Here is a 26,869-nt window from a genome sequence, read left to right on the forward strand (position 1 = left end):
CTGTGAGGTGGGGTCGGATTGAGCTCGGAACGCGGCAGATATGGGATACGGCGACTGATCGGGGCGGTGCTCGCCATGACCACCGCTGTCGGCCTCGGTCTCACGGCCGCGGACACGGCCGTCGGGAGGTCGTCGGACGCGGGCAAGTTCCCCGCCGATGTGCATACGTACCTCGAGGACCCGGAGCGGACCGGCGAGGGCCAGGAACCCCCGCACACCCGGCTGCGGCCGGACGGGCCCGACCGCAAGGCTTGGGAGCGCAGCCTGGACGGATCCTGGCGGTTCGCGATGGCCGACCGGCCGGAGGGCGCCCCGAGCGGCTTCTGGAAGGACGGCTACGACGCCTCGGCGTGGCAGCGCGTCCAGGTCCCGCACACCTGGCAGACCGACGATCTCGACCATCCGGTCTTCCGCAACGTCCAGAGCGAGGTGGCGCCGGACGATCCGCCCAAGGTGCCCCGTGACACCAATCCGACCGGGGCGTACGTCCGGGACGTCACGGTGCCCCGGAACTGGGACGGGCGCCGGCAGGTGATCCGCTTCGACGGGGTCACCTCCGGCTGGTTCCTGTGGATCAACGGCCACTACGTCGGCTACGACCAGGGCGGCTATGTGCCCGCCGAGTTCGATGTGACCGACTATCTGCGTCCCGGCGCCACCAACCGGATCGCCGTCCAGGTGCACCGCTGGAGCGCGGGATCGTATCTGGAGGACTACGACCAGTGGCGCTACGCGGGCATCTTCCGCTCCGTATCGCTGTACTCCACGCCCACGACCCGCATGGAGGACGCGTACGTCACCACCGATCTCGACGCCTCCTATCGGGACGCCACGCTGCGCACCGAAGTGGACATCGCGCGCACCGGAAGCGACAAGAGCGGACCCCATCAGGTCACCGGTGTGCTCTACGACCGCAAGGGGCGTGAGGTACGGCGGCTGACGGCCGAGGAGAAGTCCGGGAAGGCCGAGCTGACCGGGCAGATCGCCAACCCGGCCAAGTGGTCCGACGAGACGCCGAACCTCTATGCGCTGGTGCTCACCCTGCGCGATCCGGACGGCAAGGCGATCCAGACCGTGCGCCAGAGCGTCGGATTCCGTGAGATCGAGGTCAAGGACAAGCAGCTCACGCTCAACGGCAAGCGCATCCTGATCCGTGGCGTCAACCGCGCCGAGACCGACCCCACCACCGGACGCCATGCCACCCGCGCCCGGATGGAACAGGACGTCCGGCTGATGAAGCGGCTGAACGTCAACGCGATCCGCACCTCCCACTACCCCTCGGACCCGTATCTCTATGAACTCGCCGACCGCGAGGGCATCCTGATCGACGACGAGATGGAGGTCGAGACCCACAGCCACGAGAACTGCCCGGACGACTGCCTGGCCGAGCGCCCCGAATGGCAGAAGGCGTTCCTGGAGCGCCACCAGGGCATGGTGGAGCGCGACAAGAACCACCCCAGCGTCATCATGTGGGACACCGGAAACGAGGCCGGGCTGGGCAAGGCGCACTACGCGATGGCGAAGTGGACCCGGGCGAACGAGCCCACCCGCCCGCTCTACCACCAGTCCAACAGCCCCGACGGCGACGCGCCCTACGCGGACATCGCCGGACCCCGCTATCCGACCCCGGCCTCCCTCGAAGCCAAGGCCAAGACCTTCACCAAGCCCATCGTGATGGGCGAGTACGCCCACGCCATGGGCAACAGCCTCGGCAACTTCCGCGAGTTCTGGGAGGTGATGCGCGCCTACCCGAATGCCCAGGGCGGCTTCATCTGGGACTGGGCCGAGCAGAACATCCGCCGTCCGCTGATCACCACGCCCGACTCCTCCGGCAACGACATCGCCGCCTCCCTCTCCGGCAAGCCCAAGGTGGTCGACGGGTACGGCGGGAAGGGCAAGGCGCTGTATCTGTCCGGTCTTGACGACTTCGTCGAGATCTACCGCGATCCGAAGCTCGATCTCACCGGCACCGCCGTCACCCTCGACGCCCGCGTCAAACCGGCCGAGCCCTGGACCGGGGACTTCACCATCGTCAGCAAGGGCGACCAGTACGTCCTGCGGATGAAGGACAAGGACACCCTCGAATTCACGATCACCAGCGGCGGCAAGCCCCGTACCGTGACCGCCCCCGTGCCCGACGGGTGGACCGGCGCCTGGCACCGGGTCACCGGCACCTACGACGGCACCGCGCTGCGCCTCTATGCCGACGGTAAGGAGCTCGCCGAGACCGCGTGGAGCGGCCGTATCGACTACACCGGCTTCGACCTCGGCGTCGGCCGGAACAACGACACCATGGAGGACGGCTGGACCGGCCGGACCGCCAAGGGCACCATCGACCAGGTCCGGGTCTACGACACGGCGCTCGGCGCGGAGCGGCTCGCCCAGGACCAGGACCCCCGGAGCGACGCCCTGATCGCGCTCGACTTCGACGACTTCACCCGTAAGGGCAGCTACCTCTCCTACGGGCTCTATGAATCCGGCGTGGACGGCCTGGTCACCGCCGATCGCGACCCGGAGCCGGAGACCGCCCAGCTGGCCTGGGTGCAGGCCCCGATCCGGATCACCGACCCGGGCGGCGAGGGCGCCCGCACCGGCAAGGTGAAGGTCACCAATGAGCGCGCCTTCACCGGCACCGATGATCTCGCCCTGCGCTGGACGGTGACCGAGGGCGCGCGGACCGTCGCGAGCGGCACCCGCGCCCTGGACGTCGGGCCCGGCGAGAGCGCCACGGTCCAGCTCCCGGCCCCGCCCGCCAACCCCGGGGGCTATGAGCGCCATCTGACCGTGCGGGCCGTCACGGCACACTCCACCGACTGGGCAAAGGCCGGTCATGTGGTGTCCTTCGGCCAGTTCGCGGTCGGCGGCGACAAGGTGCCCGAGCCCGCCCCCGCCCCGGCCCCAGGCGGGCGAGCCAAGGCCGTCGAGCGCGGCGACACCGTGCGGGTCGGCGGCGAGGACTTCCAGTACACCTTCGGCAAGAAGGAGGGCACGCTCACCTCGATGCGCGTGGCGGGCCGCGAACTGCTCCGCTCCGGCCCCGAACTGGACGCCTGGCGCGCCCCGATCAGCAATGAGCGCTCCGACTGGGGCACCGCCGAGGGCAAGCGCTGGCGGACCCTGGGCCTTGACCGGCTGCGCACCACCGTCGACGGGGTCGAGGTGACCCCCGGCGACGACGACACGGTCACCGTCACCGTCCGTTCCACGGCCGCCGCGCCCGATGTGACCGGCGCGTCCTTCGGCCAGACCGTGGCCTACCGGATCGATGGCGCGGGCCAGGTCCGGATCCGGCATCAGGTCGAGGCGCGCGGCGACTTCCGCACCCTGTCCTATCTGCCCAGGATCGGTCTCCAGCTCAAGGTGCCCGAGCGGTACGGCACCTTCCGGTGGTACGGGCGCGGACCGGTGGAGAACTTCAACGACCGTAAGGACGGCACGCCCATGGGCGTCTGGTCCTCCTCGGTCGAGGACCAGTACGTCGAGTATCTGAAGCCCCAGGACCACGGCAACCACGACGATGTGCGCTGGGCGTCCCTCACCGACCGCGGCGGTGCCGGACTGCTGGTCTCCGGCGATCTGGAGGCGGGCGCCAGCGCGTACGACGAACTCGACCGCGCCGCCTATCCGCACTTCCTCAAGCGCAACGACGGCTGGAACACCCTGCACGCCGACCACGCGGTCACCGGCGCCGGCGACACCCCCAACCCGGTGCGCGACCAGTACCGGGTGAAGGCCGACAGCGCCTACGACTACACGCTCACCCTGCGCCCGCTCAGCGGCGGCGCGGGGGCGCACACTGGAACAGGAGGGAAGAAGTAACCGCACCACCGTTGGTCCCATGAGCACGCAGCGCCCCCGCCGCCCCACCGAAGGCCACGACCCGCCGCCCACCGGCGGCATCCTGTGGGCCGTGGCGGGGGAGCTGCGCAGCCTGCTCGCCCTGCCGGCCGCGATGACCATGCAGGTGGCGCATCCGGCCGTCGGGGCGGGCGTGGACCAGTACTCCGTCTTCCGCACCGACCCCTGGGGGCGCGGCGAGCGCTCCCTGCGGTCGGTGCAGCTATGGGTGTACGGCGGGGCACAGGCCCAGGCGGAGGGCCGCCGGCTGCGCAGGCTCCACGCGTCCATCCAGGGCGTCGACGCGCACGGCTGCCCGTACCGCGCGCTGGACCCGCCCGTCTACGCCTGGGTGCACGCCACCGGCTATCCGGTCTATCTGCGCGCCCAGCGCTATCTGGGCACTCGCCCCTTCACCGCCGCCGAGGAGCGGCAACTGTACGGGGAATGGCTGCGGATCGGACGGGTGCTGGGCATCGACGACCGCGAGATGCCGGGATCCGTCGAGGAGTTCTGGCCCTACTACCGCGCGATGGTGCGAGAACGGCTGGAGCCGACCGTCGTCGCCCGTGAACTGGCCGCGCCCGACGCGTCCGTCCCTCCGCCGGGCCCGCTGCCGCCGCGGCTGCTGTGGCCGCTGCTGCGCCCGCTGTTCACCCGCTTCCGCGCGTTCCTCACCGTCGGGCTGATGCCGCCGGACGCGCGGGAGGCGATCGGGCTGGGGTGGACGCGCGGGCAGGAGCGGCGGCTGTGGTGGTTCGGGAGGGTCGTCCGGGTCGTGGTCCCGCTGCTGCCCGAGCGGCTGCGCTATCTGCCCATCGCGCGTGAGGCCCGGCGCCGCGCCCGCGCCGGACGGCCGTGACCAGGGGATATGCCGAGCGCCATCGCATCACGGCGACGCCGGGCCCCGGCCGGGGTGGGCGACCCGGCCGGGGTTTCGGGGCTCAGCGGCCGTGGGTGCTGTGCGTGTCCTGGATCCGCTGCCACGACTTCGGCCGCACCGGCGCCTTGGCCGGGCTCAGCTCGGCCGCCCGCGCCTGCGCCGCGCCCGGCTTCGACGGGGTGAACAGCCAGGTGTCGAAGAGCGTGGCCAGCGGCCTGCCCGAGACCTTCTCCGCATAGGCCACGAAGTCCTTGACCGAGGCGTTTCCGTACCGGTTCTCCGTCGTCCAGCCCTTCAGGATCGCGAAGAAGTCCTTTTCGCCGATGTGGTTCCGCAGCGCCTGGAGGGCCAGCGCGCCCCGGTCGTACACCGCGTCATGGAACTGGTTCTCCGGCCCCGGGTTGCCCGGCTCGACCTTCCAGAAGGGGTCGTCGGCCGGGTAGGAGGCGTAGGTGTAGTCCGCCAGCTCCTGCGCGGTGCCCTCGCCCTCCTTCTCCGACCACAGCCACTGGGCGTAGCTGGCGAAGCCCTCGTTGACCCAGATGTCGCGCCAGTCCTTCAGCGAGACGCTGTCGCCGAACCACTGATGGGCCAGCTCATGCACGATCAGCGAGGTGTTCGCGCCCTTGGCGAACCCCTTCGGGCTGTAGAACGGCCGGGTCTGGGTCTCCAGCGCGTAGCCCGTGGGCACATTGGGCACATAGCCGCCCAGCGCGTCGAAGGGGTACGGGCCGAAGACGGTGGACTCCCAGTCCACGATCTCCGCCGACCGCTCCACGCTCGCCCGCGCCGCCCCGGCGTTGTCCCCGAGGTCCTTGCTGTAGGCGTTGATCACCGGCAGACCGTTCGCGGTCGTGTCCGTCGTGATGTCGAACTTGCCGACCGCCAGCGTGGTCAGATACGTGGCCTGCGGCTTGCTGGAGCGCCAGTTGTAGCGGGTCCAGCCCAGCTGGGAGCTGGTCGACTGCAGGGTGCCGTTGCTGATCGCCTGCGTTCCGTCCGGCACCGCCACCGACACGTCGTAGGTGGCCTTGTCGAGCGGATGGTCATTGCTCGGGAACCACCACCACGCCGACTCCGGCTCGTTGGCCGCGATCCCGCCGTCCGGGGTGCGCAGCCATGAGGTGAACCCGCTCGCCACCACCTTCGAGGGGGTACCGCTGTAGCGCACGACCACGGTGAAGGGGCGGTCGGAGGTCAGCGGCGCGGCCGGGGTGATCTCCAGCTCATGGTCGCCGGTCTTGGTGAAGGCGGCCTTCTTCCCGCCCACCAGCACCTCGCTCACATCGAGCGCGAAGTCCAGGTTGAACCGGGACAGATCCTGCCGGGCGTCGGCCACGATCGTCGCCGTGCCCTCCAGCCGGTCCGTCGTCGGCTGGTACTTCAGCCGAAGGTCGTAATGGGATACGTCGTACCCGCCGTTTCCGTACGAGGGGTAGTAGGAGTCCCCGATACCGGGGGCGCCCGGCGTGGCGTCGGCCGCCGACGCCGGGATCGCCAGCAGCAGGCAGGCCGCGGCCGCGCCCGGGACGAGAAGTCTGTGGTGACGCACGAGTCCTCCAACTCGTAGGGGAGAACGATCACTCGTGACCTTATGTACTCCTCACACGCACCTCACGTCCATCACGCCGTCCGACATCCAATCGACATCCGGCCGCAACGCGGATCGACCCGGACACGATCACGACACGTATCGCCCTCTTCTGTACGGGAGTTGACTCGCGCTACCGTCCGGCCCGTGCTGCTACAGACGCGGACACCCCGCATCCCCTGGACCACGCTCGTGCTGTCGGCGGTCACCGCGCTGGTCGCGGCCGCCATATCCCTGCTGCCACCGCTCGGCGCCCCGGCCGCCCACGCCGCTTCCGCCGCGCCGAGCGCACCGGACAGCAGATCCGAAAGCAGACCCGTCTACTCCTACGAGAACGCCATCCGGGAATCCGTATGGGTGGACACCACGATCGACGGCGACGCGGACGGAGAGACCGACCGGGTCGCCGTCGACATCGTGCGGCCACGCGAACCCGCCGCGCAGGGCCGCCGCATCCCCGTCATCATGGACGCCAGCCCGTACTACTCCTGCTGCGGACGCGGCAACGAGAGCCAGACCAAGACCTATGACGCCGCCGGGAATCCGGTCCTCTTCCCGCTCTTCTACGACAACTACTTCGTACCGCGCGGCTACGCCACCGTCCTGGTCGACCTCGCCGGAACCAACCGCTCCGACGGCTGTGTGGACGTCGGCGGCCGCTCCGACATCCTGTCCGCCAAGGCCGTGGTCGACTGGCTGAACGGCCGCGCCACCGCGTACTCCACCCGCACCGGCGGGCAGCCGGTCAAGGCGAACTGGTCCAACGGCGCCACCGGCATGATCGGCAAGAGCTACGACGGCACCGTCGCCAACGGGGTCGCCGCCACCGGCGTCAAGGGGCTCAAGACCATCGTGCCCATCGGCGCCATCTCCTCCTGGTACGACTACTACTTCGCCAAGGGCGCCGCGCTCTACGACTCCGGCCCCGACGGACTCTCGGACGCCGTCGAGAGCGATGACGCCCACGCCCGCTGCGCCGCCGTACAGAAACGTCTCGTCGAGGGCGCCCCGCGCAGCGGCGACTGGACCGGTCTGTGGAGCGAGCGCGACTATGTGCCGGCCGCGGACAAGGTGCGGGCCAGCGTCTTCGCCGTCCACGGCGCGCAGGACCTCAACGTCCGCACCAAGCACCTCGGACAGTGGTGGAACGCGCTCGCCGACGCGGGCGTCGAGCGCAAGATCTGGCTCTCGCAGACCGGGCATGTCGACCCGTTCGACTTCCGGCGCGGAGAGTGGGTGCGCACTCTGCACCGCTGGTTCGACCACTACCTGCTCGGTATCGACAACGGCATCGAGCGCGAGCCGATGGCCGATGTCGAGCGCGCCCCCGACCAGTGGTCCACCGACCGGGTCTGGCCCCCGTCCGGCACCCGGCAGACCACGTTGCGTCCGCGCGGCGGCGCCACGGCCGGAGTGGGCGTGCTCGGCACCGAGCGGGCCGAGCCCGGCGCGACGGAGACCTTCACCGACGATCCCGCGCTGAGCGAGGCCGACTGGTCCGCGGCCATCGACACCTCGACGCCCGGCAAGGCGGGCTTCACCACCGGTGCGCTGACGAAGGACCTGCGGCTGTCCGGCTCCGGCACGGTCACCGTCACCGCCACGCCCTCCACCACGAGCGCCCACCTCTCCGCGGTCCTGGTCGACCTCGGCCCGGCCACCATCCGGAACTACACGGCGAGCGGGGAGGGCATCACCACCCTCGACCGGCGGACCTGCTGGGGCAGCAGCACGGCGGGCGACAGCGCCTGCTTCAAGGAGACCGCCGCCGACAAGGAGGACGTGGATTACACGGTCTTCAGCCGGGGCTGGGCCGATCTCGGCAACTTCGCGGACGACGGCAAGGGCCGCCCGCTGACCCCGGGCAAGGCGTACACCATCACCCTGGACCTCGCGGCCACCGACCATGTCGTCCCGGCCGGTCACCGCCTCGGCCTGATCATCGCCGGCACCGACGCGGGCCTTCTCGAACCGCCGTCCACCACCCCGCGGCTGACCCTTGACCTGCCCCGCACCTCGGCCCGCCTGCCGCTGGTCGGCGGCGCCCCCAAGGCCTCGGCCGCTCCCTCGCGCACGGCGGCCACACCGCCCCTGAAGGGCGTACGGGCCCCGCAGCACCGCACCCCGCTCCCGTTCATGTCCACGCCGACGTCCACTTCGACGTTCACCCACTCCACCCTCGACTGAGCCTCGCGCCGGTGGGTGCCGCGCCGCCACAGCCAGTGGTGGCGCGGCACCCACCGGCGGCGGGCCGTGGCAGGACGCCGGCACCGACATCACCCTCGTATCCCTCTCACCCCAGGAGGTCCTTCGTGTTCTCGCGGTCACCCCTCATCCGCAGCGCCGCCTGCGGCGCGATCGGTGCGCTGCTGACCGGGTCGTTCCTCAGCGCGCCCGCGCGGGCCGAGCAGCGTCCGCCGCGTACGGGGTTCGAGATCAGCCATGGCGCACGGTGGACCACCCAGGCCGAGGAGGCGGACTTCCTCGCGGCCGTCGACAAGTCCGCCCCGCGCGTGGCCGTCGACCGGATCGGCGCCACCGCGCAGGGGCGGCCGCTGCGGCTGGTGCGGATCGGCGCCCCGGCCGCACCCGCCGACCCGGGCAAAGCGGCACGCGGCAACGTCCTGCTGCTGATCTGCTCCCAGCACGGCGACGAGCCCTCCGGCCGCGAGGCATGTCTGTCCACCGTCCGCGACCTCGCCTACGCCGAGGACCGCCGGACGCGACGCTTCCTGGAGCGCACCCAGGTGCTCGTCGTCCCGACCGCCAACCCCGACGGCCGCGCCGCCGACACCCGCGGCAACTCCGACGGCGTGGACATCAACCGCGACCATGTCGCCCTCACCACCGCCGAGTCCCGCGCGATGGCGGGCGTCATCCGCGACTGGCGCCCGGACACCGTCTACGACCTGCATGAGTACGGCGCGAACGTCCCGTACTACGTCAAGGACCTGCTGGCGCTGTGGCCGCGCAACCTCAACACCCAGGACCCGGTGCACCACGAGGCGCGGACCCTGTCGGACACCTATGTGCGCCCCGGCGTGGAGGCCGCGGGCCACACCACCGGCGTCTACGGCATCTGGACCGACCCCGAGACCGGGGAGCCGGTCAAGCAGGTGGCGGGCGACGGACAGGAGCGGATCCTGCGGAACACCGCGGGCGTCAAGCACTCCGTAGGGCTGCTGGTCGAGACCCGGGTCGACCCGCTCACCGACGCCGAGAAGGCCGACCCCGCGGTCAACAACCGCCGCCGGGTGGGCTCCCATCTGGCCGCCCTGAACGGCGCCTTCGACTTCATCACCGAGCGGCGCGGCCGGATCGAGGCGGCCACGACGGCGGCGCGGCTGGCCGGCTACGCGGACCGGGGCCCGGTCTACCTCGGCGGCGCGGACAACGAACCGCCGGAGGAGGGCACGGTTCTGCAGGATCCGCCGTGCGGCTACCGGCTGGACGCCGCCCAATACGGCGAGGTGCGGGACGAACTGGCCCTGCACGGGGTGACGGTCAAGCCCGCCAAGGGCGACGCAGGTGCCTTCGTACCGCTGCGCCAGTCGGCCCGCGCGCTCGTGCCGCTGCTGCTGGACGGCCGCGCCGCGTACCATCTCACCGCCGGGCAGCCGGTGGACAAATGCTGACATGACGCATTGATGGCATACTAAAATGCCGACCCCGTGGCCGGTTGGCATGCATCTCAGAGTCCTGGGTAGCCGGAAATCCGTCAGCCAAACCCCCAGTGAAAGGTTTTTTGCGTGCCGCAGACAGGTACAAGCGCGGGGGACGTCGGCGGCGATCCCCCGGCCACCGTGGATACTCCCGGCGCCGACTCCACCGGGCCCCATGCGGCCCCCCGGACGGACCGCGTGGTGTTCGGCGTTTCCGCCGCGCTCACGCTGGCCTTCGTCATCTGGGGGTCCGTTGCCAGCGACACCCTGGAAAGAGTCTCGGACAGCATGCTCTCCGGGCTCATACACAACGGCGGATGGGCCTTCGTCCTGGCCGCGTCGGGATTTGTGATCTTCGCCCTCTGGCTGGCCATGAGCCGCTACGGCAAGATCACCCTCGGACAGGAGGGCGAGGAACCCGAATTCCGCACCGTCTCATGGGTCGCGATGATGTTCAGCGCGGGCATGGGCATCGGTCTGATGTTCTACGGCGTGAGTGAGCCGCTGTCGCACTTCGTCTCCCCGCCGCCCGGGACCGACCCCAGCAGCGCGGCCGAGAAGATGCAGACCGCGATGTCCACCACGCTCTTCCACTGGACACTGCACCCCTGGGCCATCTACGCGGTCGTCGGCCTGGCCATCGCGTACAGCACCTTCCGCCGTGGCCGCCGGCAGACGATCAGCGCGGTCTTCACACCGCTCATCGGCTCGAAGAACGCCAACGGCTGGGCCGGCCGGGTCATCGACATCCTGGCCATCTTCGCCACGCTCTTCGGCTCCGCCGCATCGCTCGGCCTCGGCGCGCTGCAGATCGGCAGTGGTATCGAGGTGCTGGGCTGGAAGAGCGACGTGGGCACCGGGCTGCTGGTCGCCGTCATCGCGATCCTGACCGTCGCCTTCATCGCGTCCGCCGTCTCGGGTGTCGCCAAGGGCATCCAGTGGCTGTCCAACATCAATATGGTGCTGGCGCTCTTCCTCGCGGTCTTCGTCTTCGTGGCCGGCCCGACCATCATCATCCTCGACCTGCTGCCGACCTCGATCGGCTCGTACATCGGCGATCTGCCGCAGTTGGTGGGCCGTACCGAGGCCACCGGCGGCAAGTCGGTCGCGGACTGGCTGGGCAGCTGGACGGTCTTCTACTGGGCCTGGTGGATCTCCTGGACGCCGTTCGTGGGCATGTTCATCGCCCGGATCAGCCGCGGCCGCACCATCCGGCAGTTCGTCGGCGGTGTGATCCTGGTCCCGAGCAGCGTCAGCCTGCTCTGGTTCGCCATCTTCGGCGGCTCGTCGATGAAGCTCCAGGCCGCGGGCCGGCTGGGGAAGGAATCCACCCCCGAGGGGCAGTTGTTCGGAGTGCTGGACCAGTACCCGATCGCCGGTGTGATGAGCGTGCTGGTGATGGTCCTGGTCGGCATCTTCTTCGTCTCCGGCGCCGACGCGGCGTCCATCGTGATGGGCACGCTCTCGCAGAAGGGCGCCTTCGAGCCGACCCGCTTCGTCGTGATCTTCTGGGGCGTGATCACGGGCGCGGTGGCGGCCGTGATGCTGCTGATCGGCGGTGGCGGGGGCGATGCCCTCACCGGGTTGCAGAACCTGACGATCCTGGTGGCCGCGCCGTTCACGCTGGTGATGGTGGGGTTGTGCTGGGCGCTGCTGAAGGATCTGCGCCGCGACCCGCTGATCGTGCGGGGGGAGCGGGGCGAGGAGGCCGTCGAGATGGCGGTCATCGCCGGTCATGAGAAGTACGACGGCGAGTTCGAGATCCGCATCGGTCCGGCGACCCCGTCCGACTCCGACTCCGACTCCGACGCCTCGTCCGAGGACGGGGACGGGGACGGCGCGGACGGATCGGGCGATCGGGCCTCCGCCGCCAAGAGCCGCTAGCCGCCCCGGCCGCCCCCGCAGGGCGCGGCTGTGATACCTGCCGCCCGGACCCGATCGGTCCGGGCGGCGCGTCGTATCCGCACGTTGTGTCGGTCCGGCAACGGGTCATGGCGTCCGCCACGGCGTAAGCGGCGACCCGGGCTGCCCGGCGCACCGCCGGTTTCCCCCTGATACCGCCCCGTAACGGGAATACTTGGGGCATGACCTCCGAGTACGTGACGTTCGGGCTGGCGCCGGCGATGCGCGCGGGCGGTGTGCTGGCCGATGGCGCGTACCAAACCCACCGCGACTTCCTGGACTTCGTGGTGGACGGCAGGCCCCTGCTGGCGCGCCTCGCCGACCTCGACGCGGTCTCACCGCTCGCCGCCGACATCGGGCCCTCCGCCCTCGCCGAGCAGGTGCGCAGGCTGCTGCTGGAGGCGGAGGCGCCGCTGGAGGGAAGCCGGTGCGTCATCTACGGCTGCCCGGAGTGCGAGGGGCTGGAGTGCGGGGCCGTCACCGCCGTCGTCGAGCGGGACGGCCCGGACGTCGTCTGGCGTGACTTCGTCTGGCAGACCGGCGACACCCCGGACGTCGAGCGCGACGGCTACCACGACATCGGCCCCTACCGCTTCCACGGCGAGCAGTACCGGACCGCGCTGAAGCGGCTGCTGACCGCCGACGGCGCGCCCGCGCCCGAGGTCCCGACGGGCCCGAGGGCGCTGCTGATCGGACAGCGCGCCGCCGTCCTCGCCAAGCTGGCCGCCGCGCTGCGCAACATCGGCATCGGCGCCGAGATCACCCTGGACGCGGTGGGCGCCCACACGGATGAGCTGCGCAAATACGGTGCGGTGGTCTTCGGCCCGACGGTGGGCCCGGGCGAGCGTGACGCGATCCGGGACGCCTTCGCGGCGGCGCGCTCCGACGCGGTGTGCGTCACCGCGCTCGCCCCGATCGTCCCCCTGCTCGTGGCCCAGGTCGAACAGGCCCTGGACCGCACCCCGCACGACCGCCGCCGCCTCCTCGGCCTGACGGCGGTGGCGGGCGGCGCCGAGGCGGTGGTCGAGGTCGGGTCCGCCTGCCGGGTGAGGCTGATGGCCCACCGCCTCGACCGGCTGTCCCGGCCCCATGCGCGCGAACTCTTCGACGCCGTCCTGGACCCGGGCACCCACCGCATCCCCCTGGACCCCCGCGCCATCCGCGGCCGGTCCTTCCTGACGGCCCGCACAAGCGATGCGGTACGGGTCACGCCCGTGGAACGGTAGCGGCGCCGCGCGCCCGACCCCACGCGCTCTCACCAGGCGCCCCGAGGCTCCCGCCCGCCCGGGCGCCGCGATGCTGGAGAAATCGCCCGCCAGGGCCTCGCCCGGCTCGCATCCCACTGCCTGCCGTCGCCGCGAGCGGGCCGCACCCGCCCTGACCGGCCCGACCGGCGTGGGCGCTCCGGCCCCTGGCACGGCCCGCGCCCCGCCGCCACCCGGCTGACCGCGCAGGAGCGCCGGGCCCCTGACGCGGCAGCCCGCGCCTGCACTCGCGCGATCGCTTTGGGCACCTCCACGGGCCCCAGGGGAGCCCGATCGGCAGCCCACCGCCCCCTGGCCTGGCCGGACGCCCTTCGGGCGTGTCCTCAATCGCCGGACGGGCTGTTATTCAGCCCGTCCGGCGATTGAGGACCGGGGTCCGGGGCGGAGCCCCACGCGCGGCGGAGCCGCATATCGACAGGAGCCGGGAAGGGGCGGGTAGGGGAAAGCAGCCTCGGCCCGGCCTCGCCGTCATGGCGAGGCCGGGCCGAGGCGAACCGGGTGTTGCCCGGAGGGCTAGCGCTTCTTCGGGTCGAGCAGGCCCGCCCGCCGGAGGGCGTCGGCCATCGCGCCGTTCACCGGGGCCGCGTCGCGGCCTCCGCCTCCGCCGCGCTGGCCGCGCCCACCGCCGCCGCCCTGACGCTGCTGAGGCGCACCGCCCTGGCGCTGCTGGGGCGCGCCGCGACGGCCCCCGCCGCGCTGGCCGCGGGTGTCCTCGGAGCGGTTGCGGTCCCGGCCGCCGCCGGACGCGGCGCCCGCCTCGTCGTCGAGCCGGAGCGTCAGCGAGATCCGCTTGCGCGGGATGTCGATGTCGAGGACCTTCACCCGGACGATGTCGCCGGGCTTGACCACATCCCGCGGATCCTTGACGAACGTCTTGGACATCGCGGAGACGTGCACCAGGCCGTCCTGGTGCACACCGACGTCGACGAACGCCCCGAACGCCGCGACATTGGTGACGACGCCTTCCAGGATCATCCCGGCCGACAGGTCGCCGATCTTCTCGACGCCCTCCTTGAAGGTCGCGGTCTTGAAGGCGGGACGCGGGTCGCGGCCCGGCTTCTCCAGCTCCTTGAGGATGTCGGTGACCGTCGGCAGACCGAAGGCGTCGTCCACGAACTCGTCCGGCCGCAGGTCCCGCAGCACCGCCGTGTTCCCCATGAGGGTGGACACGTCGCCGCCCGCCTTGGTGACCATCCGGCGCACCACCGGATACGCCTCGGGGTGCACGCTCGACCCGTCCAGCGGGTCGTCGCCGCCCCGGATGCGCAGGAAGCCCGCGCACTGCTCATACGCCTTGGGGCCAAGCCGGGCCACGTCCTTGAGCGCCTTACGGTTGACGAACGGGCCGTTGGCGTCGCGGTGGGAGACGATGTTCTCCGCGAGGCCGGTGCCGATGCCCGAGACCCGGCTGAGCAGCGGGGTGGAGGCCGTGTTGACGTCCACCCCGACACCGTTCACACAGTCCTCGACGACCGCGTCGAGGGAACGGGAGAGCTTCACCTCGGACAGGTCGTGCTGGTACTGGCCGACGCCGATCGACTTCGGATCGATCTTGACCAGCTCGGCCAGCGGATCCTGGAGCCGGCGCGCGATGGAGACGGCGCCGCGCAGCGAGACATCGAGCTCCGGCAGCTCCTGTGAGGCGAAGGCGGAGGCCGAGTACACCGAGGCGCCCGCCTCCGAGACCATCACCTTGGTGAGCTTCAGCTCGGGATGCCTGCCGCACAGCTCGCCCGCCAGCTTGTCGGTCTCGCGGGACGCCGTGCCGTTGCCGATAGCGATGAGCTCCACGTTGTGCTCACGCGCCAGCCCGGCCAGCTTGTCGAGGGCCTGGTCCCACTGGTTGCGGGGGACATGAGGATAGATCGTGTCCGTGGCCGCCACCTTGCCGGTCGCGTCGACCACGGCCACCTTCACCCCCGTACGGAAGCCGGGGTCGAGGCCCATCGTGGCGCGCGTCCCCGCCGGGGCGGCGAGCAGCAGATCACGGAGGTTGGCGGCGAAGACCCGGACGGCCTCGTCCTCGGCGGCCTGCCGCAGCCGCAGCCGCAGATCGATGCCGAGGTGGACCAGGACGCGGGTGCGCCAGGCCCAGCGCACCGTGTCGGCCAGCCACTTGTCGCCGGGGCGGCCACGGTCCGCGATGTCGAAGCGATGGGCGATGGAGCGCTCGTAGGAGGTGGGGCCGGTCTCCTCGGAGGGCTCCTCCGGCTCCAGGGTGAGGTCGAGGACCTCCTCCTTCTCCCCGCGGAACATCGCCAGCACCCGGTGCGAGGGCAGCTCGGTGAACGGCTCGGCGAAGTCGAAGTAGTCGGCGAACTTGGCGCCCGCCTCCTCCTTGCCCTCGCGCACCTTGGTGGCCGCCCGGCCGCGCTCCCACATCCGCTCACGCAGCTCGCCGATGAGGTCCGCGTCCTCGCTGAACCGCTCGGTGAGGATGGCGCGCGCCCCGTCCAGCGCGGCGGCGGCGTCCGCGACGCCCTTCTCGGCGTCCACGAAGGCCGCCGCGGCGGCCGTGGGCTCCACGGTCGGGTCGCCCAGCAGCCCGTCCGCGAGCGGCTCCAGCCCGGCCTCGCGGGCGATCTGCGCCTTCGTACGCCGCTTGGGCTTGTAGGGGAGGTAGATGTCCTCCAGCCGGGCCTTGGAGTCCGCGGCGAGGATCTGCGCCTCCAGTGCCTCGTCCAGCTTGCCCTGGGAGCGGATCGACTCGAGGATCGCGGCGCGCCGCTCCTCCAGCTCCCGCAGATAGCGCAGCCGCTCCTCCAGGGAGCGAAGCTGCGCGTCGTCGAGCATTTCCGTCGCTTCCTTGCGGTAGCGCGCGATGAACGGCACGGTGGAGCCGCCGTCGAGCAGCTCGACGGCGGCCTTGACCTGCCGTTCCCGTACGCCGAGTTCCTCGGCGATCCTGCCTTCGATGGACGTCGTCACGATCACGCTCCGCTTTCGGTATGCACTGCTCCTGCATTGTGGCAGGTGGCACTGACGAAGCGGTCGCGGCCGACGCTTTCGGCGGGCCGGGAGGGTCGGGATACGGATCGGGCGGACACCGGTATCAGCCGGAAACGGTCATCACACCCGCCTGCGGCGCGGCCCGCTCGCCACGTCGGAGGCACCGCCGAAAAGGCGGGCCAGGGCGCGGAAGGGGAGCGTCACCACGGTCGCGATGGCGGCACCGATGGCACGGAGCACGTCGGCGATGGCACGGAACACGGTGGATACCTCCTGTCGGTCGGTGGCGGCTCGGCGGCGGCCGCCGGGCACCGTTCGCTACGCGGCGCACGGGCTGGTGCCGGCGTACGCGGCGCGCGGTGTGGGCGCCCGGTTGTCAGACGGCCGATCGCGCACGACAAGCGGGTATCCCGATGTGCTCCCGCCAAACTCCGCCCGGTACGGGCGGTCCCGTGCCGGGCCGATGGCCGGACGGGTCGCGCCCGTGCCGCGCCTCCCCTGAATGGCCTTTTGGGAAGGCCCCCTGGGGGCGCGGCACGGGCGCGTGGCGGGCCCGTCGGCGGCCCGTCGGCCGACCGTCAGCTCTTGCCGCGGAGGTCCGCCGGGAAGGCGCCGTTCTCGCGGGCGGTGGTGGAGAAGGCGGTGGCCAGCTCGGTCAGCCGGGCCACGCCCTCGGCGCCCAGGTGCTCGTACGGCGCCGCGTCCAGGCGGTCGGTCTCCTTCTCGAGGTGCTGGCGCAGCCGCTCACCGGCCTCCGTCAGCTCGTTGTCGGCGTTGAGCACTCCCCGGTCGCGCAGCCGCTGCCGGCCCGCCTCCCACTCCTCGGCGCTCCAGCCGCGGGTCCGCAGGATCCACTTGGTGGACATGCCCTGCCCGGTCGCGGTGTGGGAGGCCAGCGCCTCGACCGCGTCGAGCTCGGCGCTGACCAGGGTCATCAGATGGCCGTCGCCGCGGTGTTCGCGCAGCAGCGAGGCGGCGTGCCACAGCGCCAGATGGGGGGCGTCCGGGACGGGCAGATCGGCGTGGGCGGCGTACAGGGGGCGCGCCGGGCGTGAACACGCCTCCGTGGCGCGCAGCGCCAGCTCCGCGGCCTCGGTCATTTCCTTGGAGGCGATGACGTCCTCGCCCAGCACCCGCCGCAGCACCGAGTCGGCGGCCCGCAGCCGGGCCTCAAGGGCGGCCTCGGGGGAGACCACGTCCCACGCGGCCGGAATGTGGCGGGCGATCAGGTCATGGCTGAAATTGAAGAAGGTCGCGGTGATGGTGCCCGCGCCCGCCCGGCCCATCGGCGCCGCCCGCCCGACGAAGTAGGCGGCCGCACTGTCCTCCAGGCCCAGCTTGGCAAGCTCCTGGCCGAAGTCGGGGGCGAAGTAGATGGCGGAGTGGAGCGGGTTGACGACGCTGTAACAGCGACGGGCGGCAAGCTCGGGAAGTGTGGTCATGGCCGCACGCTACCGACAGGTAGTGACCCCCGACAGCCCGGGTATCCCCAAGATCCATCGGGCCCGCGGGATCCGGCCACCCTTACGCCGTCGCGATCCCCTCCAAACCCCATCAGCCCGCTCGATCCGGCCATCTTCCGGCCGCGGTCATCCGGCCGGTGGGGCCCAGCGGAAGCGCGGGGTGCGGCGTTCGAGGAAGGCGGCGATGCCCTCGCCGGCCTCCTCGCTGTGCCGCGCCTGTTCCCGCCAGTACGCTGCCCGGTCCGGCTCGACGGGCTCGGCCGCGAACTCCTTGGCCGCCGCCTGGGTGAGCTGTGACCGGGAGACCAGCGACCGCGTGAACTCCGCCACCCGCTTGTCGAGTGCGCCCGAAGGCAGCACCTCGTCCACCAGCCCGGTGCGCAGCGCCCGTTCGGCGTCGATCAGCTCGCCCGAGAACAGCAGGAACTTGGCGGTGGCCGGTCCCACCAGCTCGACCAGCCGGCGGGTCGAGCTGGGGGCGTAGACGATGCCCAGCTTGGCCGGGGTGATCCCGAAGCGGGCGTCCTCCTCGGCGAACCGCAGATCGCAGGCGGCCGCGAGCTGGCAGCCGCCGCCCACGCAGTAGCCGCGCACCGCGGCCAGGGTCGGCTTGGGGAAGGCGGCCAGCGCCTCCTCGGCGGGCAGCGCGAGCCCGGTGGACTCCTCGTACGTGGCGCTCAGCGAGCCGATGTCGGCGCCCGCGCAGAAGGTGTCGCCCTCACCGGTGAGCACCAGCGCCCGGACGGCGGGGTCGGCGGCGAGCCGGGTCAGCAGCGGGGGCAGCGCGCGCCACATCCCGGGGGTCATCGCATTGCGCTTGGCGGGATGGCGGATGACGACGGTCGCTATGCCGTCGGCGACCTCGTGCTCCAGACAGGGCTCCATGTGCCGGATCGTATCCGGACCGCGTGGGGGCGCCTTCGACGGCATCCGGGCCGGAGCGGAGCCGGGGCGGGGCCGGGGTGGGACAGGGGCGGGGCCGGGGCATTCGGGCCGGTCACGGCAGAGTCACCATGGTCGGAACCCTGGCGAGCAGGAACAGTCGAGCGCGTGACCGTGGCATACGCCAACGATCAAAAACGCTCGATAAGCGTCAAGTTGTGCGTACTCCATCGGTCCGTACCAGAGCTTCTCAACACTCGGTATGAGTGGTCGGGCACGGCGAGGGGTGGGTATCGGACATGGAGATCCTCGGGAGAGTCCCCTCCGAAGCGGGACACGGCCCGCCCCCGCACTCGCCACCGGTCGCCTACGAGGGGACGTGGCGGTTCACCGCACCGGCCCTGGACTCCTCCGTGCCCCAGGCCCGGCACGCGGTGCGCGATCTGCTGGCCCATCAGCGCGTGCCGGTCGATGACGAACTGGTGGAGAGTCTGCTTCTGATCGTCTCCGAGCTGGTCACCAACGCCGTACGGCACGCCGCGCTGCTCTCCCCCGAGCTCGCCGTCGAGGTCTCCCTGAGCCGGGACTGGGTCCGGATCGCCGTCGAGGACAACCACCCCTACCGGCCCGTCGCGCTGATGGCGGACCAGGGCGGGACCGGCGGGCGTGGACTGCTGCTGGTGACGGCGATCACGGAGGCGGCGGGCGGGGTCTACGACGTCGACCACACGGCGAGCGGCGGCAAGATCGTCTGGGCCGCCCTTCCGCTGCCCGGCGCGGCTACCAGCCGGCCGCCGTCCCGGTGAGCTCCCGGACCGCCGGGCGGGCCGCGTCCAGCACGGTCATGAACCACGCCGAGAACGGTCCCTCGTCGCGCAGCTTCGCCAGCTCATCCGGGGTGACGAAGGCGATCTCGCCGATCTCCTCGGGATCCGGGCGCGGGGTCGCCCGCACCAGCCCGGCGAAGAGGTGGTTGTACTCCTGCTCCACCAGGCCCGAGGCGGGGTCGGGGTGGTTGTAGCGGACGGTGCCTGCCTCCCGCAGCAGCGCGGGCGCCACGCCCAGCTCCTCACCGGTGCGCCGGGCGGCGGCCACGAACGGCGGCTCACCGGGGTAGGGGTGGCCGCAGCAGGTGTTGGACCAGACCCCGGGGGAGTGGTATTTGCCCAGCGCACGGCGCTGCAGCAGCAGCCGCCCCCGGTCGTCGAAGAGGAAGACGGAGAACGCCCGGTGCAGCCTGCCGGGCGCGAGATGCGCGGAGAGCTTCTCCGCGGTGCCGATCGTCGTACCGTCCTCGTCGACCAGCTCGAGCATGATCGGGTCTGCGGAACCGCTCGGCGCGGAGGGCGCGGCGGTCTCGGCGGAGGCGCCGTTGGCAGGTGTGATCGGCATGACCATCCTCATAGTTCCGACTCGTGAACATCCAAGTCTGCCGCACATGTGCCCCCTGTCTGTGTCAGTGGCACAGCTTGGCTTCGTGATCAGCATGCCCACCCGGTTCGAGCTGGAACGTGCAGTGCCCGACGTCGAAGTGCTCCCCCAGACATCCCTGCAAGGCGTGCAGCATCCGCTCGTGGCCCATCGCGTTCAGAGCCCCGGGGGCGACCACCACATGCGCGGAGAGCACCGGCATTCCCGAGGTGATGGTCCACACGTGGAGATCGTGCAGCCCCTCCACCCCGGGCAGGCCCAGGATGTGGGCGCGTACGGCCGCCATGTCGACATTTCGCGGCGCCGCCTCCAGGAGCACGTTCAGCGTCTCGCGCAGCAGCTTGTACGTCCGCGGGACGATCATGAGGCCGATCACCAGGGAGGCGACGGGGTCGGCCGTCTGCCAGCCGGTCGCGAGGATGATCCCGGCGGACACCAGCACCGCGACCGAGCCCAGCGCGTCCGCCGCGACCTCCAGGAAGGCGCCCCGGACGTTCAGGCTCGTGTGCTGGCCGCCCCTGAGCAGGGCCAGCGACACCAGGTTCGCCGCCAGGCCGACGGCGCCGAAGACGATGGTCAGCCCGCCCTCGGTGGCGGCCGGGGTGAGGAACCGCAGCACCGCCTCGGAGAGGATGTAGCCGCCGACGCCGAACAGCAGCAGACAGTTGCCGAGGGCCGCCAGGATCTCGGCGCGGGCATAGCCGTAGGTGCGGTGCGGGCTCGGGGGACGGCCCGCGAAGTGGATCGCCAGCAGCGCCATCGCGAGCCCGAGCGCGTCCGTCGCCATATGGCCGGCGTCCGCGAGCAGGGCGAGGGAGCCGGCGAGCAGACCGCCGATGATCTCCACGGCCATCACCGTGAGCGTGATGGCCAGGGCGATCCGCAGCCGCCACCGGTGGGCGGCGCCGGCGGTGGTGTGGCCGCGCGCGTGGTCATGACCTGCGCCCATGTGCGTAGGGCCCTCCTCCCGGCGGCGCGGTCCCCTGCTCACCAGTGAACAACGGCGCCGGGCGCGGCCGGATCAGCCGCGCCGGTGCCTGGTCGGCCGGGCGGACACCCGAGCGGCGGCACCAGCGCCCGGCCGGCGCCGCCGGTGTGGTCGGCCGAGGCGGTGCCCGGGCAGCCGCTCCAGAGTCCGGTCAGCGCCGCCGGTGCCCCGTCAGCCGCGTCGGGCCCCGGGGTGGTGCAGGCACCAGCCCTCCCAGGCCGACTCCACCATCGCGCGCACATCGTGCCGGGCGCTCCAGCCCAGCTCCTTGGCGATCAGTTCGGTGGATCCGACGACCCGGGCCGGATCGCCCGCCCGGCGCGGCCCGACCACGGGGGTGAGCTCCGGGCGGCCGGTGACCTCCCCGATCAGATCGGACATCTCACGCACCGAGACGCCCTGACCGGTGCCGATGTTCACCGTGAGATCGCCCGGCGCCCGCTGCGTGGCCAGCCGGCGGGCCACGGCCAGATGGGCCGAGGCCAGATCCTCGACATGGATGTAGTCGCGGACACAGGTGCCGTCGGGGGTGTCGTAGTCCTCACCGAAGATCCGGGGCGGCTCTCCCTCGGTGATCCGCTCGAACATCATCGGGATGATGTTGAACACTCCGGTGTCGGCCAGCTCGGGGCGCGTGGCACCCGCCACATTGAAGTAGCGCAGACAGGCCGTGGAGAGGGAGTGGGCCGCGCCCGTCGCTCTGACCAGCCATTCTCCGGCCAGCTTGGTCTCCCCGTACGGATTGATCGGCAGGCACGGGGTGTCCTCGGTGACGAGTTCCACATCGGGCATGCCGTAGACGGCCGCGGAGGAGGAGAAGAGGAAGCGGCTGACCCCGGCCGCGACCGCCGCCTCCAGCAGCACCGTGAGCCCGTGCACATTCTCGCGGTAGTAGCGCAGCGGCTGCTCCACGGACTCCCCGACCTGCTTCTTCGCCGCGAGATGCACCACACCGGTCACCCGCAGGTCGGCGAGGGTGCGGTCCAGCAGCTCACGGTCCAGGATGGAGCCGCTCACCAGCGGTACGTCCTCGGGCAGCCGCGCCCGGACCCCGCTGGACAGGTCGTCGAGCACGGCCACGGACTCGCCCGCCTCGGCCATGGCCCGCACGACATGCGACCCGATATATCCGGCACCACCTGTGATCAGCCATGTCATGCCCCGCACCCTATCCGTGGCGGGGCGGTCGCCGTTTGTGGAGGACAGCAGCCATCCACCATGATGATCCGCGGCACGCGGAAGTGGTCGTTCCCCCGATCGTGTGGTGAATGCGCGGTGAACGGCGGCTTCCATCCATCCGATAGCCTCTGCCGGACGTGCCGCCGGCCCCGCGGGGTGAGGGCGTGCGATGCCCATGGCCCGGAGGGCCCAGGCCAGTGCCATCAGCGGCGCGGCCACCATGTCAGCTGCCAAGGAGTGAGTTCGTCTGTCGACCGCGATTCTCACCGGTGCGCCGGTCGCCGGCTCGTCCCTCGAGGACGGCCTGCGATCGCTGGGCTTCGACGTGCGTACGGCGACCGACGCCGCCGCGGTCACGGCGGAGCTCACCACCGTCCCGGCGCATGAGCGGGTGGCCCTCGTGGACCCCCGCTTCGTCGGCCATGTCCATGCCCTGCGGCTGGCCCTCACCGACCCCCGCTTCACCGCGGCCGCGGTGCGTGGCGCGCTCAGCGTCCAGCCGGAGGCTCGTACGGCGCTGGTCCGCGCGGTGACGGCTACGGCCGCCACGGCGCGGACCCTGGGGCATGGCAGTGGGGCGCCCGCCGCCGCGCCGGGCACGGGCGCCGTACCCGCCGTCGGCAACCCGGGCCAGGCGGTCCGCGTCGGCGCCACGGAGGTGGCCGAGACGGACGCAAGCGCGCGCGGCGCCGCCGGGGCCGCCACCGCCGGTGCTGTCGGGACGGCCGCGCCGGACCGCGTCGCCGACGCGCCCACCGCCGACGGTGTCACCGCCGCCCACTCCCGTGTGGACGACCTCGCCGCCGCCCTCGACGCCGAAGGCGTCACCGTCCACCGCCCCGAGCTCGGTGTGCTCGTGGCCGACGTACCCGCGGACGCCGAGGCGCGGGCCGCGGCGCGCGACGCGGTGGCCGCGGTGGACGACGAGCGGGTGCGGCTGCGGTCCGCCGTGAAGGCGCGGGACGGCTTCTTCACGACCTACTGCATCAGCCCGTACTCGCGCTACATCGCCCGCTGGTGCGCCCGGCGCGGGCTGACCCCCAATCAGGTCACCACCGCCTCCCTCCTCACCGCCCTGATCGCGGCGGCCTGCGCCGCCACCGGCACCCGGCCCGGGTTCGTCTCGGCCGGTGTGCTGCTGATCGCCTCGTTCGTGCTCGACTGCACCGACGGACAGCTGGCCCGCTACTCGCTGCAGTACTCCACGCTCGGCGCCTGGCTGGACGCCACCTTCGACCGGGCCAAGGAGTACGCCTACTACGCGGGCCTCGCCCTCGGCGCCGCCCGCGCCGACGGCGGTGGTGACGATGTATGGGCGCTCGCGCTCGGCGCGATGGTGCTCCAGACCTGCCGCCATGTCGTGGACTTCGCCTTCAACGAGGCCAACCACGACGCCACCGGCAACACCAGCCCCACCGCCGCCCTCTCCGGCCGCCTCGACAGCGTCGGCTGGACGGTCTGGGTGCGCCGCATGATCGTGCTGCCGATCGGTGAGCGCTGGGCGATGATCGCCGTGCTGACGGCGGTCACCACGCCCCGTATCACCTTCTATGTGCTGCTCATCGGCTGTGCGCTGGCCGCCTGCTACACCACCTCCGGCCGGGTGCTGCGCTCGCTGACCCGCCGCGCGAAGCGCACGGACCGGGCCGCCCACGCCCTCGCCGAGCTCGCGGACTCCGGTCCGCTGGCCGAGCTGGTCGCCAAGGCCGCCCCCCGCAAGGCGAGTTCGTACCTCGCCCCGCTCTCGGCCGCCCTCGGTGCCGCGGCCGTCCTGGCCGGCACCGCCGCCGCCGGTTTCGGCTCCTGGGTGCCCGTCGGATGCGCCGTGCTCTACGCGGTCCTCGCGGGCGTCGCCGTCGCCGCGCCCCTCAAGGGCCCCCTCGACTGGCTGGTGCCGCCGCTCTTCCGCGCCGCCGAATACGGGACCATCCTGGTTCTGGCGGCTTACGCGGAGGTGAACGGCGCCTTGCCCGCTGCTTTCGGGCTGGTTGCGGCGGTCGCCTACCATCACTACGACACGGTGTACCGCATCCGCGGCGGCACGGGGGCGCCCCCGCGCCGGCTGGTGCGGGCGATCGGCGGGCACGAGGGGCGGACGGTGGTGGTCACGGCCGCCGCTGCCCTGCTGCACCACCAGAACCAAGGTTTCACCATCGCGTTGACCGCTTTGGCGGCGGTCCTCGCGCTGGCGGTGCTCATCGAGAGCATCCGCTTCTGGGTGTCCTCAGGAGCACCCGCCGTACACGACGAAACAGGAGAACCCGCATGATCGGCCTCGTGCTCGCGGCCGGCGCCGGACGGCGTCTGCGCCCCTACACCGACACGCTTCCCAAGGCCCTGGTGCCAGTGGGACCCGAGGGGAAGGAAGGCGAGCCCACCGTCCTGGACCTGACCCTCGGCAACTTCGCGGAGATCGGTCTGACCGAGGTCGCCATCGTCGTCGGCTACCGCAAGGAGGCCGTGTACGAGCGCAAGGAGGCCCTGGAGCAGAAGTACGGCCTCAAGCTCACGCTGATCGACAACGACAAGGCCGAGGAGTGGAACAACGCCTACTCCCTCTGGTGCGCCCGTGACGCGATCAAGCACACCGTGATCCTCGCCAACGGCGACACCGTGCACCCGGTCTCCGTCGAGAAGACCCTGCTGGCCGCGCGCGGCAACGGCCAGAAGATCATCCTGGCCCTGGACACGGTCAAGCAGCTCGCCGACGAGGAGATGAAGGTCGTCGCCGACCCCGACAAGGGCGTCCAGAAGATCACCAAGCTGATGGACCCGGCCGAGGCGACCGGTGAGTACATCGGCGTCACCCTCATCGAGGGCGAGGCCGCCGCCGATCTCGCGGACGCGCTGAAGGCCACCTTCGAGCGCGACCCCGACCTCTACTACGAGGACGGCTACCAGGAGCTGGTCAACCGCGGCTTCAAGGTCGACGTGGCCCCGATCGGCGACGTCAAGTGGGTCGAGATCGACAACCACGACGATCTGGCGAAGGGCCGTGACATCGCGTGCCAGTACTGACGAGGCTCATCCCCTCGCCGCTCGTCGTCGACATCCGCGCGGGCGCCCTGGACGATCTCGCGGGGGTCCTCGCCGACCAGCGGATCTCCGCCTCCGGCAAGCTGGCCATCGCCATCAGCGGCGGCTCCGGCGCCCTGCTGCGCGAGCGGCTGTCACCGGCGCTGCCGGGCGCGAGCTGGTACGAGGTCGGCGGCGGCACGCTGGATGACGCGATCAAGCTCGCCGACGCCATGAAGTCGGGGCACTACGACGCGGTCGTGGGGCTGGGCGGCGGAAAGATCATCGATTGTGCGAAGTTCGCCGCGGCGCGCATCGGCCTTCCGCTGGTCGCCGTCGCCACCAACCTCTCGCACGACGGTCTGTGCTCCCCGGTCGCGACCCTCGACAACGACGCCGGACGCGGCTCGTACGGGGTGCCCAACCCGATCGCGGTGGTCATCGACCTCGATGTGATCCGTGAGGCGCCGGTGCGCTTCGTCCGCTCCGGTATCGGCGACGCCCTGTCCAATATCTCCGCGGTCGCCGACTGGGAGCTGTCCCACCGCGAGACCGGCGAGCAGATCGACGGCCTCGCGGCCGCGATCGCGCGCCAGGCGGGCGAGGCCGTGCTGCGCCACCCCGGCGGGGTCGGCGACGACGGCTTCCTCCAGGTGCTGGCCGAGGGGCTGGTACTCACCGGCATCTCCATGTCGGTCGCGGGGGACTCCCGCCCGGCCTCCGGTGCCTGCCACGAGATCAACCACGCCTTCGACCTCCTCTTCCCCAAGCGCGCCGCCAGCCATGGCGAGCAGTGCGGCCTGGCCGCCGCCTTCGCGATGCGGCTGCGCGGGGCGCATGAGGAGTCGGCGCACATGGCCGAGGTGCTGCACCGGCACGGTCTGCCCGTGCTGCCCGAGGAGATCGGCTTCACCGTGGACGAGTTCGTCCAGGTCGTGGAGTTCGCTCCGAAGACGCGCCCCGGCCGCTACACGATCCTCGAGCACCTCGACCTCTCAACCGACGCGATCAGGGACGCATACGCCGACTATGCCAAAGCAGTCAGTCAAGCCATCAGTGGCTGAACTCCGCCCGGTCGTCCACCCCGCAGGGGTCAAGGACCGGCGGAGCGGTGAGCACTGGGCCGGGCGCCTCTACATGCGGGAAATCTCGCTGCGCTGCGACCGGCACCTGGTGAACACCCGGGTCACGCCCAACCAGCTGACGTATCTGATGACCGTCTTCGGCGCCCTCGCCGCCCCGGCCCTGCTGGTGCCGGGGATCGCGGGCGCCGTGCTCGGGGTGTTGATGGTCCAGCTCTACCTGCTGCTGGACTGCGTCGACGGCGAGATAGCCCGCTGGAAGAAGCAGTTCTCGCTGAGCGGTGTGTATCTGGACCGGGTCGGCGCCTACCTGTGCGACGCCGCGGTGCTCGTCGGCTTCGGTCTGCGCGCCGCCGACCTGTGGGGCTCCGGGCGGATCGACTGGCTGTGGGCGTTCCTCGGCACCCTCGCCGCGCTCGGTGCCATTCTGATCAAGGCCGAGACCGACCTCGTCGGGGTCGCCCGGCACCAGGGCGGTCTGCCGCCGGTCAAGGAGGCGGCCGCCGAGCCGCGCTCGTCCGGTGTGGCGCTGGCCCGCAGGGCGGCCTCGGCGCTGCAGTTCCACCGGCTGGTCCTCGGGGTCGAGGCGTCGCTGCTCATCCTCGTGCTGGCGATCGTGGACCAGGTGCGCGGGGATCTGTTCTTCACCCGGCTGGGCGTTGCCGTACTGGCTGGTATCGCCCTGCTGCAAACCCTTCTTCACCTCGTGTCCATCCTCGCGTCGAGCAGGCTCAAGTGAG

At 71.7% G+C, this 26,869-nt stretch carries 19 protein-coding genes; 11 read left to right on the top strand and 8 right to left on the bottom strand.

Features of this window, described 5'->3' with window-relative positions; translation table 11 throughout:
• Positions 1 to 75 precede the first annotated feature (75 nt).
• On the top strand, positions 76 to 3,819 hold the full coding sequence (locus J5X86_RS39860) for a glycoside hydrolase family 2 TIM barrel-domain containing protein (RefSeq protein WP_208521530.1): 3,744 nt from the start codon (positions 76 to 78) through the stop codon (positions 3,817 to 3,819).
• A 19-nt stretch (positions 3,820 to 3,838) separates the two neighbouring features.
• On the top strand, positions 3,839 to 4,699 hold the full coding sequence (locus tag J5X86_RS39865) for an oxygenase MpaB family protein (RefSeq protein ID WP_208521531.1): 861 nt from the start codon (positions 3,839 to 3,841) through the stop codon (positions 4,697 to 4,699).
• 82 nt (positions 4,700 to 4,781) lie between these two features.
• Here J5X86_RS39865 and J5X86_RS39870 read toward each other — a convergent pair whose 3' ends face one another.
• Positions 4,782 to 6,272 carry a M1 family metallopeptidase gene (locus J5X86_RS39870; RefSeq protein ID WP_208521532.1) on the bottom strand — a complete coding sequence of 497 codons (1,491 nt, stop codon included), beginning with the start codon at positions 6,270 to 6,272 and terminating at the stop codon, positions 4,782 to 4,784.
• Between the two features lie 186 nt (positions 6,273 to 6,458).
• Here J5X86_RS39870 and J5X86_RS39875 point away from each other — a divergent pair, with 186 nt between their 5' ends.
• The 4 genes from J5X86_RS39875 (at position 6,459) to J5X86_RS39890 (ending at position 13,101) form a co-directional block, all read left to right on the top strand.
• Positions 6,459 to 8,498 carry a Xaa-Pro dipeptidyl-peptidase gene (locus J5X86_RS39875; RefSeq protein ID WP_308124858.1) on the top strand — a complete coding sequence of 680 codons (2,040 nt, stop codon included), beginning with the start codon at positions 6,459 to 6,461 and terminating at the stop codon, positions 8,496 to 8,498.
• A 125-nt stretch (positions 8,499 to 8,623) separates the two neighbouring features.
• Complete coding sequence (locus J5X86_RS39880) at positions 8,624 to 9,946, top strand: M14 family metallocarboxypeptidase (RefSeq protein WP_208521533.1); 1,323 nt, start codon at positions 8,624 to 8,626, stop codon at positions 9,944 to 9,946.
• A 168-nt stretch (positions 9,947 to 10,114) separates the two neighbouring features.
• Entirely contained in the window at positions 10,115 to 11,857 is a 1,743-nt protein-coding gene (locus tag J5X86_RS39885; RefSeq protein ID WP_208521561.1) for a BCCT family transporter, read from the top strand.
• 200 nt (positions 11,858 to 12,057) lie between these two features.
• Positions 12,058 to 13,101 carry an oxidoreductase gene (locus J5X86_RS39890; protein WP_208521534.1) on the top strand — a complete coding sequence of 348 codons (1,044 nt, stop codon included), beginning with the start codon at positions 12,058 to 12,060 and terminating at the stop codon, positions 13,099 to 13,101.
• A 552-nt stretch (positions 13,102 to 13,653) separates the two neighbouring features.
• Here J5X86_RS39890 and J5X86_RS39895 read toward each other — a convergent pair.
• The 4 genes from J5X86_RS39895 to J5X86_RS39910 all read right to left on the bottom strand — a co-directional run bounded on the left by J5X86_RS39895 (position 13,654) and on the right by J5X86_RS39910 (position 18,437).
• Positions 13,654 to 16,068 carry a Tex family protein gene (locus tag J5X86_RS39895; RefSeq protein WP_208521535.1) on the bottom strand — a complete coding sequence of 805 codons (2,415 nt, stop codon included), beginning with the start codon at positions 16,066 to 16,068 and terminating at the stop codon, positions 13,654 to 13,656.
• Positions 16,069 to 16,209: 141 nt separating this feature from the next.
• Positions 16,210 to 16,350: an LPFR motif small protein gene (locus J5X86_RS39900; RefSeq protein WP_162953156.1), complete on the bottom strand. Its 141-nt coding sequence runs from the start codon at positions 16,348 to 16,350 to the stop codon at positions 16,210 to 16,212.
• Positions 16,351 to 16,667: 317 nt separating this feature from the next.
• Entirely contained in the window at positions 16,668 to 17,531 is an 864-nt protein-coding gene (locus J5X86_RS39905) for a hypothetical protein (RefSeq protein WP_208521536.1), read from the bottom strand.
• Positions 17,532 to 17,678: 147 nt separating this feature from the next.
• Positions 17,679 to 18,437, bottom strand: a complete 759-nt coding sequence (locus J5X86_RS39910; protein ID WP_208521537.1) for an enoyl-CoA hydratase/isomerase family protein — start codon at positions 18,435 to 18,437, stop codon at positions 17,679 to 17,681.
• Positions 18,438 to 18,733: 296 nt separating this feature from the next.
• On the opposite strand from J5X86_RS39910, the gene J5X86_RS39915 reads away from it, so the two are divergent.
• A complete protein-coding gene (locus J5X86_RS39915) occupies positions 18,734 to 19,240 on the top strand; it encodes an ATP-binding protein (RefSeq protein WP_208521538.1) in 507 nt (168 codons plus the stop codon).
• Here J5X86_RS39915 and idi read toward each other — a convergent pair.
• The 3 genes from idi to galE form a co-directional block, all read right to left on the bottom strand.
• Positions 19,215 to 19,826, bottom strand: coding sequence for an isopentenyl-diphosphate Delta-isomerase (idi, locus tag J5X86_RS39920; RefSeq protein ID WP_208521539.1), 612 nt, complete (start codon positions 19,824 to 19,826; stop codon positions 19,215 to 19,217). The two genes, J5X86_RS39915 and idi, sit on opposite strands and share 26 nt — an antisense overlap.
• A gap of 64 nt (positions 19,827 to 19,890) precedes the next feature.
• A complete protein-coding gene (locus tag J5X86_RS39925) occupies positions 19,891 to 20,814 on the bottom strand; it encodes a cation diffusion facilitator family transporter (protein WP_208521540.1) in 924 nt (307 codons plus the stop codon).
• 210 nt (positions 20,815 to 21,024) lie between these two features.
• Positions 21,025 to 22,011 carry a UDP-glucose 4-epimerase GalE gene (galE, locus tag J5X86_RS39930; protein WP_208521541.1) on the bottom strand — a complete coding sequence of 329 codons (987 nt, stop codon included), beginning with the start codon at positions 22,009 to 22,011 and terminating at the stop codon, positions 21,025 to 21,027.
• Between the two features lie 346 nt (positions 22,012 to 22,357).
• Between galE and J5X86_RS39935 the strand changes: the two genes are divergently transcribed.
• The 4 genes from J5X86_RS39935 to J5X86_RS39950 are packed head-to-tail and all read left to right on the top strand — an operon-like array spanning position 22,358 to position 26,868.
• Complete coding sequence (locus tag J5X86_RS39935; protein WP_208521542.1) at positions 22,358 to 24,301, top strand: DUF5941 domain-containing protein; 1,944 nt, start codon at positions 22,358 to 22,360, stop codon at positions 24,299 to 24,301.
• On the top strand, positions 24,298 to 25,050 hold the full coding sequence (locus J5X86_RS39940; RefSeq protein WP_208521543.1) for a sugar phosphate nucleotidyltransferase: 753 nt from the start codon (positions 24,298 to 24,300) through the stop codon (positions 25,048 to 25,050). Before J5X86_RS39935 ends, J5X86_RS39940 begins: the two co-directional genes overlap by 4 nt.
• Complete coding sequence (locus J5X86_RS39945; RefSeq protein ID WP_078640025.1) at positions 25,038 to 26,111, top strand: iron-containing alcohol dehydrogenase family protein; 1,074 nt, start codon at positions 25,038 to 25,040, stop codon at positions 26,109 to 26,111. Before J5X86_RS39940 ends, J5X86_RS39945 begins: the two co-directional genes overlap by 13 nt.
• Entirely contained in the window at positions 26,077 to 26,868 is a 792-nt protein-coding gene (locus tag J5X86_RS39950; protein WP_208521544.1) for a CDP-alcohol phosphatidyltransferase family protein, read from the top strand. Before J5X86_RS39945 ends, J5X86_RS39950 begins: the two co-directional genes overlap by 35 nt.
• The last annotated feature ends 1 nt before the right edge of the window (position 26,869 follow it).

This window comes from Streptomyces sp. NEAU-YJ-81 (assembly GCF_017592595.1).
GTDB classification, from domain to species: Bacteria; Actinomycetota; Actinomycetes; order Streptomycetales; family Streptomycetaceae; genus Streptomyces; species Streptomyces hygroscopicus_B.

Coding starts and splice junctions, on each gene's coding strand:
- idi (WP_208521539.1), bottom strand. CDS start 19,826: ATGCCGATCACACCTGCCAACGGCGCCTCCGCCGAGACCGCCGCGCCC.
- J5X86_RS39860 (WP_208521530.1), top strand. CDS start 76: ATGACCACCGCTGTCGGCCTCGGTCTCACGGCCGCGGACACGGCCGTC.
- J5X86_RS39865 (WP_208521531.1), top strand. CDS start 3,839: ATGAGCACGCAGCGCCCCCGCCGCCCCACCGAAGGCCACGACCCGCCG.
- J5X86_RS39915 (WP_208521538.1), top strand. CDS start 18,734: ATGGAGATCCTCGGGAGAGTCCCCTCCGAAGCGGGACACGGCCCGCCC.
- J5X86_RS39890 (WP_208521534.1), top strand. CDS start 12,058: ATGACCTCCGAGTACGTGACGTTCGGGCTGGCGCCGGCGATGCGCGCG.
- J5X86_RS39950 (WP_208521544.1), top strand. CDS start 26,077: ATGCCAAAGCAGTCAGTCAAGCCATCAGTGGCTGAACTCCGCCCGGTC.
- J5X86_RS39940 (WP_208521543.1), top strand. CDS start 24,298: ATGATCGGCCTCGTGCTCGCGGCCGGCGCCGGACGGCGTCTGCGCCCC.
- galE (WP_208521541.1), bottom strand. CDS start 22,011: ATGACATGGCTGATCACAGGTGGTGCCGGATATATCGGGTCGCATGTC.
- J5X86_RS39905 (WP_208521536.1), bottom strand. CDS start 17,531: ATGACCACACTTCCCGAGCTTGCCGCCCGTCGCTGTTACAGCGTCGTC.
- J5X86_RS39910 (WP_208521537.1), bottom strand. CDS start 18,437: ATGGAGCCCTGTCTGGAGCACGAGGTCGCCGACGGCATAGCGACCGTC.
- J5X86_RS39925 (WP_208521540.1), bottom strand. CDS start 20,814: ATGGGCGCAGGTCATGACCACGCGCGCGGCCACACCACCGCCGGCGCC.